Annotated in this window: 11 protein-coding genes and 1 pseudogene; 7 read left to right on the top strand and 5 right to left on the bottom strand. The window is 59.7% G+C overall.

Annotated features, from left to right (window positions below; genetic code table 11):
- Positions 1–93: 93 nt before the first annotated feature.
- A pseudogene (locus tag AC3WMV_RS24460) lies at positions 94–375 on the top strand (PAS domain-containing protein); the annotation flags it as partial.
- Between the two features lie 204 nt (positions 376–579).
- The gene (locus AC3WMV_RS24455; RefSeq protein WP_409077689.1) at positions 580–1,680 is read left to right on the top strand and encodes a methyl-accepting chemotaxis protein; all 1,101 of its coding nucleotides are present in this window, start codon (positions 580–582) and stop codon (positions 1,678–1,680) included.
- Between the two features lie 47 nt (positions 1,681–1,727).
- Here AC3WMV_RS24455 and AC3WMV_RS24450 read toward each other — a convergent pair whose 3' ends face one another.
- From AC3WMV_RS24450 to norR, 5 genes are all read right to left on the bottom strand, one after another.
- Entirely contained in the window at positions 1,728–2,477 is a 750-nt protein-coding gene (locus tag AC3WMV_RS24450) for a YkgJ family cysteine cluster protein (protein WP_103369555.1), read from the bottom strand.
- An 86-nt stretch (positions 2,478–2,563) separates the two neighbouring features.
- Positions 2,564–2,887, bottom strand: a complete 324-nt coding sequence (locus tag AC3WMV_RS24445; RefSeq protein ID WP_096795489.1) for a hypothetical protein — start codon at positions 2,885–2,887, stop codon at positions 2,564–2,566.
- A 101-nt stretch (positions 2,888–2,988) separates the two neighbouring features.
- Positions 2,989–3,447 carry a GNAT family N-acetyltransferase gene (locus AC3WMV_RS24440; protein ID WP_103369554.1) on the bottom strand — a complete coding sequence of 153 codons (459 nt, stop codon included), beginning with the start codon at positions 3,445–3,447 and terminating at the stop codon, positions 2,989–2,991.
- A gap of 27 nt (positions 3,448–3,474) precedes the next feature.
- Positions 3,475–4,377 carry a chemotaxis protein CheV gene (locus AC3WMV_RS24435; RefSeq protein ID WP_007968390.1) on the bottom strand — a complete coding sequence of 301 codons (903 nt, stop codon included), beginning with the start codon at positions 4,375–4,377 and terminating at the stop codon, positions 3,475–3,477.
- Between the two features lie 307 nt (positions 4,378–4,684).
- Positions 4,685–6,244, bottom strand: a complete 1,560-nt coding sequence (norR, locus tag AC3WMV_RS24430; protein WP_103369553.1) for a nitric oxide reductase transcriptional regulator NorR — start codon at positions 6,242–6,244, stop codon at positions 4,685–4,687.
- Between the two features lie 162 nt (positions 6,245–6,406).
- On the opposite strand from norR, the gene hmpA reads away from it, so the two are divergent.
- The 5 genes from hmpA to cyoB all read left to right on the top strand — a co-directional run bounded on the left by hmpA (position 6,407) and on the right by cyoB (position 12,719).
- Complete coding sequence (gene hmpA, locus AC3WMV_RS24425) at positions 6,407–7,588, top strand: NO-inducible flavohemoprotein (protein ID WP_103369552.1); 1,182 nt, start codon at positions 6,407–6,409, stop codon at positions 7,586–7,588.
- 237 nt (positions 7,589–7,825) lie between these two features.
- Complete coding sequence (locus tag AC3WMV_RS24420; RefSeq protein ID WP_097086185.1) at positions 7,826–8,386, top strand: ester cyclase; 561 nt, start codon at positions 7,826–7,828, stop codon at positions 8,384–8,386.
- Between the two features lie 25 nt (positions 8,387–8,411).
- Entirely contained in the window at positions 8,412–8,921 is a 510-nt protein-coding gene (locus tag AC3WMV_RS24415; RefSeq protein ID WP_025109264.1) for a disulfide bond formation protein B, read from the top strand.
- An 825-nt stretch (positions 8,922–9,746) separates the two neighbouring features.
- Positions 9,747–10,688, top strand: a complete 942-nt coding sequence (gene cyoA, locus AC3WMV_RS24410; protein ID WP_027612162.1) for a ubiquinol oxidase subunit II — start codon at positions 9,747–9,749, stop codon at positions 10,686–10,688.
- A 3-nt stretch (positions 10,689–10,691) separates the two neighbouring features.
- Positions 10,692–12,719, top strand: a complete 2,028-nt coding sequence (gene cyoB, locus AC3WMV_RS24405; RefSeq protein ID WP_007968380.1) for a cytochrome o ubiquinol oxidase subunit I — start codon at positions 10,692–10,694, stop codon at positions 12,717–12,719.
- The last annotated feature ends 1 nt before the right edge of the window (position 12,720 follow it).

The raw sequence follows: 12,720 nt of genomic DNA, 5'->3' as shown, positions 1-12,720 counted from the left end.
GCTCAGATCCTGAGCCAGATCAATATTTGACCAATTGGTGCGCTTAGAGTCAGCAGCCCTGCCGACTCTTCCCATAAAACGAGCGCGCTTTCCATGAAGATCAATCTCCCGGTAACCGGCCGTAACGTCGATGTGGCGCCGGACGCGAACATTCTTTCGACCACTGATCTGACCAGCGCGATCACTTACGCCAACGACGATTTCATCAGGATCAGCGGCTACAGTCGCGACGAATTGCTCGGCAAGCCACACAACCTGTTGCGCCATCCGGACATGCCGGCGCTGGCGTTTGCGCATATGTGGCAGACGCTGAAGGGCGGGCGCTCGTGGATGGGGCTGGTGAAGAATCGTTGCAAGAATGGCGATCATTATTGGGTCAGCGCCTATGTCACGCCGGTTACGCAGAACGGCGTAGCGGTGGAGTATCAGTCGGTACGCACCCGGCCGGATGCACGGCAGGTGGCGGCGGCGGAGCGGGTGTACGCGCAGTTGCGTGGAGAGTTGAAGGGACGGCGGCCGCTGCCCACTTTAGGTCTGCGTGGCAGGATCACGGTGTTGGCCAGTGCGTTGCTGGGGCTGGTGTTGGGGATCGAGGCCTGGTTGCGTCCGGAGTCGGCATGGATCGATGGGCTGGCATTTGTTGTCGGCAGCAGTCTCTGCGCGTTGGGCGTGCGCTGGATCCTGCGGCCGCTGGAGCGGCTGAGCGAACGGGCGCGGCAGGTCGCGGACAATCCGTTGAGTCAGAGCATTTACACCGGGCGCCGCGATGAAATCGGCCAGATTGAATTCGCCCTGCAGATGCTCGAAGCCCAGGTCGGCGCGGTGGTCGGGCGTATCGGCGATGCGTCGCAACAGTTGGCCGGGCATGCGGCGCAACTGGTTGATCATTTGCAAAGCAGCCACAGCAGTTCGTTGGCGCAGCAAGCGGAAACCGATCAGGTGGCGGCGGCGATTCATCAGATGGCCGCCAGCGTCGCGCAAGTTGCCAGCCATGCGCAGCAGGCCTCGGTGGCGGCGGACATGGCCGGCACGGAAACCCGCGAAGGGCATTTGCTGGTCGGCGAGAGTCGCAGTGCGGTGTTGCGTCTGGCCGAGGAGTTGCGGCGGGCGACCGAGGTGATTCATCAGCTCGAAGGTCACAGCAGCGAGATTTCCGGAGTGATGGAGGTGATCCGCAGCATTGCCGAGCAGACCAATCTGCTGGCGCTCAACGCGGCGATCGAAGCGGCGCGCGCTGGTGATGCCGGGCGCGGTTTTGCATTGGTGGCCGATGAGGTGCGCGGGTTGGCGCAACGCACGCAGCAGTCGACCAACGAGATCCAGCGGATGATCAGCAGCCTGCAAAATGGCGCGCGCGATGCAGTGCTGGTGATGCAGCAGAGCAGCGAGCATGTGGAGAACAGCGTCGAACAGGCACAGCGCGCGGCGCGGGCACTGGACGGGATTAGTGAGCGGGTCGAGCAGATCACCGAGATGAGCCTGCAGATTGCCGCGGCGGTGGAGCAGCAGAGTGCGGTGAGCGAGGACATTAATCGCAACATCGTCAGCATTCGCACGGCGTCGGAATTGACGGTGGATGAGGGGCGGCAGAGTCAGCGCAATTCTGAAGATGTGGCGGGGCTGGCGGGGGATTTGCGGTCGTTGGCGCGGGAGTTCTGGGGGCGGCGGGTTAGGGATTGAGGTTGCCTGCTCGCGAAGGGGCCATTCGCCCCGACAAAAATTCCGGATCAAGCCGCCCGCAGCGAAATAAACGCATACGTCTGCGCCGGCTCAGTCACTACCTGCGCCCCGGCCGCCACCAACTGCCCGGCCACATCATCCCCGGACAAATGAAACAGCCATTCGCTGGACGCTTCACTCAGCGGCTGTGCTGAAACCTGATCGATCACGGCCGCAAAAGCGTCCATCTGCGGCAAATACGCGGTAAACCCATCGCCCTTGAGCGCCGTGGTGCGAATCCCCAGCGCCGCGCAGATTGCATCCTTGATGCGGATGTCATCGCGATCGGCCTGACGCGAACGCTGGATCAACGCCACCAGTTCCTGATCGACCAGCTCCCCGCCGACAATCAGCAGCGGCCCCTGTTGCCACGACTCTGGAGGGCAATCCTTGGCCGCCGGATTGAGCGGGATGTGCGGGTTGATTTCCGCCGGATAAATCCTGCACACCAGCGGTCGGCGTTCGTAAATGCGGCACAGGTTTTCTTCGTCAAGATTCCGGCAGCGCCCGACGTTGTACGCGGCAAAGGTGATTGCCACGTGGGCGTCGGTCGTGCCGCTGCGTACCACCAGCGAACGCCGTTCGGCGTGTTCACGCTGCTGCGTTGGCAGGCCCAGGCCGTTGCCGAGAAAGGCCTCCACCAGCACGATCACCTGACCGCCATCCGCCGCCCACATGCGGGCTTCGGCGAGGGTCAGGGGCACATGGTGGTCGGTGCAGCATTTGCCGCAACCGACGCAGGAAAATGTCGTATTCATTGCACGATCAATCTTCAATCAGAGTGTGATACGGCGACGTAAAGTCGCCAGGCTGAGGCTGATCGAAGCAAGTTGTGCGCCAGCCCTCAAGGCTTGACGGTCGGGCGGATCGAGTCCCATTCGGTGACGAACGCGGTTTTCGACTTTTTGCTGTACAGGCACAGCTCAGTGCCTTGCTGGCCTTTCATGTGTTTTTGCGGGTATTGGCCTTGCAGCAGCACGGCGGTGTAGCCGACGCGGTCATCGAATTGCGCGGGTGTGCCGACGGGTTTGGCGTCTTTCAGGCCGCTGGCCTTGGTGCAGCTGGCGAGCACGGTTTTATCGTAAGCGGCCCAGGCGTCGGGGCTGGAGGCGTGGGCCTGTGAGGCCAGGGCGGTGAGGCAGAGCAGGCTTAGGGTGAGGGTTTTCATCGTGGGCGTCCTTGGTCGTGGGTGGCCAAGGTTGGAGTCTGCCCGGGAAGGGAAGTTGCCTGTGCTGGCCTCTTCGCGAGCCTGCTCGCGAAGACGGTCGATCAGTCCGGCACAAGTTCCCGGCGAACCACAATCATCCCGGCACTCTCATACAAACGCTGCGCCCGCAGGTTGTCTTCCAGCACCTTCAGATCGACAAATCCTTCGCGCTTTTGCTGAAACACCTTGAATACATTCAGCAGCAATGCCCGACCCAAACCTCGGCCCTGAGCACGTGGGTGCACCACCAGGTTCTTGATGTACGAGCTGGTCCAGCACTGCGTCACGCCGATCACGCCTTCGGCATCGCTGGCAATGAAACACAGCGCCGGGTCGTATTCGGGATCGCGCTCGAAGCGCAGCTGCCATTCCTCCAGTGCCGGCACCCGACCGCCGCCCTCACGGTAGCCGAGTTGCATCAACTGATGCACGGCCGCCGCCAGTTCCGGGCGATAAGTGCTCAGCTCAATGCCATCTGGCCAATGGATCGGCGGCACGTCTTGACGAAGGTCGCGCCGCATCAAAAAGCAGTACGTCTGGCCCAAGACTCAGTGACCGTTGGCGGCGACGTGTTTTGCCGCTTCGATCAGGCGCTGGGTCAGTTCTGGTGAGGAGAACTTGGTCAGCACCGCGTTGGCCCCGGCCAGACGCGCTTTCTCGCTGTTCATCGCGCTGTCGAGCGAGGTGTGCAGCAGCACGTAGAGGTGGGCGAAGTCCGGCGTCTCGCGCAGGGTGCGGGTGAAGGCGTAGCCGTCCATCTCGGACATTTCGATGTCGGAGACGATCAGGTTGATCTGTTGCGCGGTGCCTTGCAGATCCAGCAGGCAGTCGATGGCTTCCTTGGCACTGCGCGCGGTGTGACATTGCAGGCCGAGGTTGCGCAGGGTGTGCACCGATTGCTGCAACGCCACCTGGCTGTCATCGACCACCAGAATCCGCGCGTTGCCTAACACTTCGGCGTCTTCCATGCTCAGGTCGGTCGGGGCCATCTCGATCTGCGCCGGAGCGATGCTGTGGATGACTTTCTCTATGTCGAGCACTTGTACCAGTGTGCCGTCGACTGAGGTCACGCCAGTGATGTAGGCGCGCGAACCACCGGAGCCGAACGGCGGCGGCTTGATGTCGGTGGTCAGGCAATGGACGATTTTGCTCACCGCCTGCACGTGCAGACCCTGCTTCGAACGGCTGACGTCGGTGACGATCAGGCAGCCGCCGTTCGGGTCTTCCAGTGGTCGCTCGCCGATGGCACGGCTGAGGTCGATCACCGACAGCGACGCGCCGCGCAGGGTGGCGATGCCTTTGATGTGCGGATGCGACTCGGGCATTTTGGTCAGTGGCGGGCAGGGGATGATTTCACTGACTTTCAGCAGGTTGATCGCCATCAGCTTGCCGCTGCGCAAGGTAAACAGCAGAAGCGAAAGTGAATCTGCGCGGGCTTTGGTGGAAGACATATAAACCTTCTGTGGAAAAAGGTGATGGGCGAGGGTGCAAATCGCCAGAAACTATTGATGCCGGGTTATCGGCGTTAACGGGATGGGCTTTAGGTCGGTTATCGGCTGGCGGCAGATCCATAGCCCCTCACCCCAGCCCTCTCCCGAAGGGAGAGGGGGCCGAACGAGGTGTCTGGCGCTGTACATCGACCTGAATGACCGAGTCGATTATGGATTCAGTACAGATCTCTCACGTCGGCGGAATTCTTGAATATCCCCCAATCAGTCCCCTCTCCCTCCGGGAGAGGGCTAGGGTGAGGGTGTGCTTTTAGCTCTTCATCCCCAATCGCTTGGCCATCCGCCCAAGATTCGCCCTATCCAGCCCCAGCTCCCGCGCCGCACTCGCCCAGTTATTCTGATTGCGTTCCAGCGCCGCACTGATCAAGCGGCGCTGATACTCCTCAGTGGCGCTGCGCAAGTCGCCATTGAGCAACGGTGCCACGGCTAAAATATTGGCAGTAGGCGCGGGCGAGTTATCCACAACCTCCCGCGGCAGATCCAGATCCGCCGCGCTCAAACTGAGAATCTTCGGCCGCACCTTGCAATTGCCCAGCGCCTTCAGTGCGCTGCGGCCGATCAAGTGTTCCAGTTCGCGCACGTTTCCCGGCCAGGTGTAGGCGAGCAACGCGTCCTGGGCATCGCTGCTCAAGCGCAGACTGTTAAGGCCCATGCGCGAGCGGTTCTGTTCCAGAAAGAAGCCGCTGAGCAGCAACACATCGCGGCCGCGATCGCGCAGCGCCGGGACGCGCAGCGGGTACACGCTCAAGCGGTGATAGAAGTCGGCGCGGTAGCGGCCGCTGCGCACTTCTTCGGCCAGATCACGGTTGGTCGCGGCGATCAGGCGCACATCGACCTGATGTTCCTTGTCCGAGCCGAGCCGCTGCAACTGGCCGCTTTGCAGCACGCGCAGCAACTTGGCCTGTACGGTCAGCGACAGTTCGCCGACTTCATCGAGAAACAGCGTGCCGCCATTGGCCAGTTCGAACTTGCCGCGGCGGTCGCTGGTGGCGCCGGTAAAGGCGCCGCGCACGTGGCCGAACAGTTCGCTTTCGACCAACGTATCGGGCAGAGCGGCGCAGTTGAGACTGATGATCGGTTTGTCGGCGCGCGGTGAGGCGGCGTGGATCGCTTGCGCGACCAACTCCTTGCCGACCCCGGTTTCGCCGGTGATCAGCACGGTCAGGTCGCTGCCGCCGACCAGATTGACTTCCTCCACCAGCCGTTTGTGCGCTTTGCTTTGGCCGATCATTTCGCGTTGCTGCTGGCCGCTCGCCTGGCGGTAGACCTCGGCGCGTTGGTGTTCGTCTTCGGCACGCAGCGCCAGGCGCTCAATGCGTTCGGCGGCGTTGACCGTGGCCGAGGCGAGACTGGCGAACGCTTGCAAGGCGTCGAGTTCGATCGGCTCGAAACGCTCCGGATCGAGCGCATCAAGGGTGATCAGGCCCCAGAGTTTTTCATCGACGAACAGCGGACAGCCGAGACAGTCATGTACCTCAAGGTGATCGCCCAGACCATCGACCAAGCCGTCGTAAGGATCGGGCAAGTCGCTGTCGGCGGCGAACCGCGTTGGCCCGGCGCCGTCCAGCAGGATCTCGAAACGGGGATGTTCGCTGACCTTGAAGCGCCGGCCGAGGGTGTCGGTACTCAAACCATCCACCGCCAGCGGTACCAGCCATTCGCCGTCCAGGCGCAGCAACGCGGCGGCATCGCACGGCAGCAGGGCGCGCATGGCTTCGAGCAGGCGCCGATAGCGCTCGCCCTCGGGCAGTTCGCGGGACAGGTCGGAGACCAGTGGCAGTAGAGCGGTGAGCAGGGATTTGGCGGTCATGGTCTTGTAGTCAAAGAGACTCGATGTAGTCGCGATGACTATAAAACGCTTTGAGTCTAAATGACTACGTAAAAAATAAACCATTGATTTATAACGATAATTTATCTGGCACGAAAACTGATAAGCCTAAGGTAATTCTCAAAAAGCTCAGGAGTCATTCTTATGCTTAGCGTCCAGGATCGTGCCATCGTCAAATCCACTGTGCCTCTGCTGGAAAGCGACGGAGAAGCGCTGATCACCCACTTCTACCGCATGATGCTCTCCGAATACCCTGAGGTGCGCCCACTGTTCAACCAGGCGCATCAGGCCAGTGGCGACCAGCCACGTGCATTGGCCAACGGTGTATTGATGTACGCCCGGCACATCGATCAGCTCGACCAGTTGGGCGATCTGGTGGCGAAGATCATCAACAAGCACGTCGCCCTGCAAATCCTCCCGGAGCACTACCCGATTGTCGGCACCTGCCTGCTGCGTGCCATCTCCGAAGTGCTCGGCGACGAGATCGCCACTCCGGAAGTGATGAGCGCGTGGGGCGCGGCGTACGGGCAATTGGCCGAGATTCTGATCGGCGCTGAAGCCGCGATCTACGACCAGAAAGAACAGGCAGTCGGCGGCTGGCGCGGGGCGCGGGAGTTCATCGTGGTGGACAAGGTCGAGGAGAGCGCGGAAATCATTTCGTTCTACTTCGAGCCGGCGGACAAAGGTCCGATCCTTGCCGCCGAGCCGGGACAGTACATCGGCATGAAGCTGATTCTCGATGGCGAAGAAGTCCGCCGTAATTACTCGCTGTCGGCACTGGCCAATAAAGGTCAGTACCGCATCAGCGTCAAACGCGAACCGGGTGGTCGTGCGTCCAACCACTTGCATGACCAATTGCACGTCGGCGCGAGCATTCAGCTGTTCCCGCCATCGGGCGAGTTCACCCTGACTGCCAGCGACAAGCCGTTGGTGCTGATCAGTGGCGGGGTCGGCATCACTCCGACTCTGGCGATGCTCGAAGCAGCGCTGCAAACCGAGCGCCCGGTGCACTTTATCCACTGCGCGCGCAACGGCAGCGTGCATGCGTTCCGCGACTGGATCGATGGGCTGGCGGCGCGTCATCCGCAGCTCAAGCGCTTCTATTGCTACGCCGAAGACGACGGCGTGAGCCCGGCGGCGGACAAGGTCGGGATCCTCAGTCAGGAACAGCTGGGTGAGTGGCTGCCGGCGCAACGCGATGTAGACGCTTATTTCCTCGGGCCGAAGGGCTTCATGGGCGCGATCAAGCGGCATTTGAAAGCGTTGGGCGTGCCGGAGCAGCAGAGCCGTTATGAGTTCTTCGGGCCGGCTGCTGCTTTGGAATAATCCTTAGGACTGAGTCGCCTTCATCGCGAGCAGGCTCACTCCTACAGGGGCGGTGGCGTACATGAAAATGGTGTACGAAGCAGATCTCTTGTAGGAGTGAGCCTGCTCGCGATGGCCGTTACGCAATTTTGATTCTTAAAAAGTGTTTAAAGGTTAATCGTTTCTTAACCGGTTTATCGTTTATTCCCCGATGCTGATGATAGGCGCTCGTTCGTTTAACTGATCAGGATCGCCCCCATGTCGCACATCATCTTCTCCTCTCGTCTGAACCTGGCAATGCTTGGCCTGTCGGCTGCTTTGCTGGCCAGTCCGTTTGCTTCGGCCGAATCGGCGTTGATCGCACCACAGACCCTGGTCGTCGATCAGAGCCTGCCCAAGGCTCAGCGCGATGCAATGGAGTTGGCGGCGCGGCGTTACGGCAGTTTCTGGAACAGTGGAGAAGAGGCCCTGGCCACGGCAGCCTTGTCGCCGCAGTTTGTCGACAAGACCCCGCCTGAAGGTCGGGTGCAGGGGCCGACCGGGCCGTTGCTGGCATCGAAGTTCTTTCGTACGGCGGTGCCGGACCTGAGCTGCGAGATCGAGCAAATGATCATTGCCGGTGACCGCGTGGTGGTGCATCTGCACTTTCGCGGACACTTCAGTGGGACGTTCAAGGCTCTCAAAGGGCAGGGCCAGCGTGTAGACTTCCGGGCAACCGATATCTATCAGATCGACAACGGTCGCATCGCGGCCAATTGGCATATCGAAGACAACATCAGTCTGATGGCGCAACTGCAAGCGCAGCCGCCAGCCAGCTGAACCATGGACATACAAGGGAAACGCGATGAGCGAGGAAACGATTCGACTGGGACGTGAGCGGCGCTTTCTGGTGCTGCTGGGCATCATCTGTCTGGCACTGATCGGCGGCGCGCTTTACATGCAGATCGTGCTGGGTGAGGCACCATGCCCGCTGTGCATCCTGCAGCGTTATGCATTGCTGCTGATTGCGCTGTTCGCGTTTATCGGCGCGGCGATGCGCACCCGCCGCAGCATCACGGTGTTCGAAGTGCTGGTGGTGATCTGCGCGATTGCCGGCGCCGGTGTTGCCGGGCATCACGTGTACACCCAGTTCTATCCGGCGGTGAGCTGCGGCATCGATGTGTTGCAGCCGATTGTCGATGACCTGCCGCTGGCGAAGATCTTCCCGCTGGGCTTCCAGGTCGATGGTTTCTGCTCGACGCCGTACCCGCCGATCCTCGGTCTGTCGCTGGCGCAATGGGCGCTGGTGGCGTTCGTGCTGGTGGTGATTCTGGTGCCGCTGCTGACCTCGCGTAACCGAAAAGCACTGCGCTGAATCAACTCTTCGGCAGATTGGCCGATACAGAAAACGCCCCGATTTGCGTATCAGCCGATCGGGGCGTTTTGCATTTCAGAGTGTTTGTGAAATCACCGTGACGAACGGCAATGGAGAGTGCGGCAGATGTGCGACATGTTGTCACACGCGCCCTGTCGCAGGGCGTTTCGGCGACCCGGATTGGCGTAATGTTACAAAAAAGGATTGGTCTGTTTCGGCATTTTTCTGGTTTTGCACGCAGGTGCCAGATCAGGCAGTTTTAACAGGCTCTGGCAGATGGCCAGAGGCCTTTGAATATCGGGCTTTGCGCCGATTCGCTGCCGGGAAAATCCCTTCGGAGCTGTCTGAACTGAGGTGTATAGGCCTACATTTTTTGGTGTTTTTGTTGAGAATCGATTTCGATAACATGCGGAACTTTTGCAAAAACGGTGATGGATTGTTGCTCTGAGCGATAAAAATTATTTCGGGATAAGACATGGTGTATAGGGCGCTACCTATCTACAATCGCCCGCACTGAATTCCCGGCACTGTTCAGCCTTTATTAAGGAACTGGACAGGAAGTCGGGTGTCGAGCGGGCCGAAAGGCTTTTGCGACACCCAGGTGTCGGTGCCTTCCAACTTTCCGCACCAAATGGAATTGGTCTGTAACAAGGCCTTTGACCACGAATTCGAATAAGAACTGACCGCTGTCCATGGTTTTGTCGAGCGTCTGACGCGCGACGGGCGGCCCTTATTCAATCCAAAGAAAATGCCAACCCTTGGCAGGGTGAAGTGTTGGCGATCAAAACCCAACTGCATTGCGCAAGCTGCTTTAGAGGTCGTGAGATGAGTAAAAACAGGTACCCCAGATTACTAGGCCTAGTGCCGCTGCTCGGCACGTTGTTGCTGGGAGGCTGCAACATGACCCTGCTCAATCCAACGGGCCAGGTCGGCCTGGAACAGCGCAACCTGATCATCACCGCCACGCTGCTGATGCTGTTGGTCGTTGTGCCGGTTATCGTCATGACCTTCCTGTTCGCCTGGAAGTACCGCGCGTCCAACAAGGATGCCGTCTACACCCCGAAATGGTCGCACTCGACCAAAATCGAAGTGGCGGTCTGGACCATCCCGGTTCTGATCATCATCGCCCTGGGTTACATCACCTACATTTCGACCCACAAACTGGACCCGTACCGTCCGATTGAATCCGACGTCAAGCCGGTGACCATCGAAGTCGTTGCGCTGGACTGGAAGTGGCTGTTCATCTACCCGGAACAAGGCATTGCCACGGTCAACAAGATCGTGTTCCCGGCGCACACTCCGGTCAACTTCCGGATCACCTCCGACGCCGTGATGAACTCGTTCTTCATCCCGGGCCTGGGCGGCCAGATCTACGCGATGGCGGGCATGACCACCAAGCTGCACCTGATCGCTGACCGCAACGCTGAAATGGACGGTATCTCCGCCAACTACAGCGGCGCTGGTTTCACCGGTATGAAATTCAAAGCGATCGCAACTTCTCAGGAAGATTTCGACGCCTGGGTAAGTGAAGTCAAAAAGGCACCTAAACAGCTTGAACAAGCTGAATACGCAGCCCTTGCCAAGCCAAGCCAGAACAATCCAGTCGAGCTCTACTCCTCGGTCACGCCGAACCTGTTCCAGACCATCGTCGACAAGTACGAAGGCATGAAACCGGGCAAGCCGCTGAAGCACGAGAAGAAAGAGAAAGAAGTGGCGGCAACGGACATGGACTCGAATTCGCATTCAGCTGCCGGGGCAGAGGAGTAAACGATGTTTGGTAAATTAAGTTGGGAAGCGATCCCTTTCCACGAGCCGATCGTGATGGTCACCATCTCGATGATCGCGCTCGGTGGTCTGGCGTTGTTCGCTGCAATCACCTACTTCAAGAAGTGGACCTACTTGTGGACCGAGTGGCTGACGTCGGTCGACCACAAGAAAATCGGTGTGATGTACATCATCGTTGCCATGGTCATGCTGCTGCGTGGCTTTGCCGACGCCATCATGATGCGTACCCAGCTGGCCATGGCCACCGAGGGTTCGCCTGGCTACCTGCCACCTGAACACTATGACCAGATCTTCACCGCTCACGGTGTGATCATGATCATCTTCATGGCGATGCCATTCTTCACCGGCCTGATGAACCTTGCAGTGCCGCTGCAGATCGGCGCGCGTGACGTTGCCTTCCCGTTCCTGAACTCCCTGAGCTTCTGGCTGCTGGTGTCCGGCGTGGTGCTGATCAACCTGTCGCTGGGTGTCGGCGAATTCGCCAAGACTGGTTGGGTTGCCTATCCGCCGCTGTCGGGTCTGCAGTACAGCCCTGGCGTGGGGATGGACTACTACATCTGGGCGCTACAGCTATCCGGGTTAGGGACGACGCTGACGGGGGTCAACTTCCTCGCCACCGTGCTGAAAATGCGTACCCCTGGCATGAAACTGATGGACATGCCGATCTTCACCTGGACCTGCACCTGGGCTAACGTCCTGATCGTGGCTTCGTTCCCGATCCTGACCGCTACCCTGGCACTGCTGACCCTCGACCGTTACATGGATTTCCACATTTTCACCAATGAACTTGGTGGCAATCCAATGATGTACGTCAACCTGTTCTGGGCCTGGGGCCACCCTGAGGTTTACATCCTGATCCTGCCGGCATTCGGCATCTTCTCGGAAGTGATCTCGGCGTTCACCGGCAAGAAACTGTTCGGCCACCACTCGATGATCTACGCTTCGGGCGCGATCTCGGTACTGGGCTTCATGGTTTGGCTGCACCACTTCTTCACCATGGGGTCGGGTGCCAGCGTCAACGCCTTCTTCGGTCTGGCGACGATGCTGATTTCCATCCCGACGGGTGTGAAACTGTTCAACTGGCTGTTCACCATCTACCAGGGCCGTCTGCGCTTCACCAGCCAGGTTCTGTGGACCCTGGGCTTCATGGTGACCTTCGCCATCGGCGGCATGACCGGCGTACTGCTGGCCATCCCGGGTGCTGACTTCGTTCTGCACAACAGCCTGTTCGTGATCGCGCACTTCCACAACGTGATCATCGGCGGCGCAGTATTCGGCTACATCGCAGGTTTCGGCTTCTACTTCCCGAAAGCGTTCGGCTTCAAGCTGCACGAAGGCTGGGGTAAAGCAGCGTTCTGGTTCTGGATCTCGGGCTTCTTCGTCGCGTTCATGCCGCTCTATGCACTGGGCTTCATGGGCATGACCCGTCGTCTGAACGCCACCACCAACCCTGAGTGGGTACCGTACCTGTACGTTGCCATGTTCGGTGCGGTGATGATCGCTGTCGGTATCGCCTGCCAACTGATCCAGCTGTACGTCAGTGTGCGTGACCGCAACAAGCCAGAGAACATGTGCGAACACGGTGACCCGTGGAATGCCCACACTCTGGAATGGTCGACCTCGTCGCCACCTCCGTTCTACAACTTCGCTGTGCTGCCTAAGGCTGACTGCATCGACCCGTTCACCGAAGCCAAGGAAAACGGTACTGCGTACCAGGCTCCGGCCAAGTACGAGCCGATCCACATGCCGAACAACACCGCCACTGGCGTGGTGATGGGCGCACTGCTGACCGTCTTCGGTTTCGCGATGATCTGGCACATCTGGTGGTTGGCGATCGCCAGCCTGGCCGGCACTGTCATCTACTTCGTGATCCACGCCGCACGTGACGACCAGGGCTACATGGTTCCGGTTGAAACGATCGAGCGCATCGAAGCCGAGCAGCACAAGCGTCTGGTCGCGGCAGGGAAAATCCCGGCCAATGCCACCCGTGTAACCTCGTTGGAACAGGCTTAAA

The sequence above is a fragment of the Pseudomonas sp. FW305-3-2-15-E-TSA4 genome (assembly GCF_058787295.1).
The sequence above is the reverse complement of the archived record's forward strand: the minus strand, read 5'-3'. Positions and strand labels throughout refer to the sequence as shown.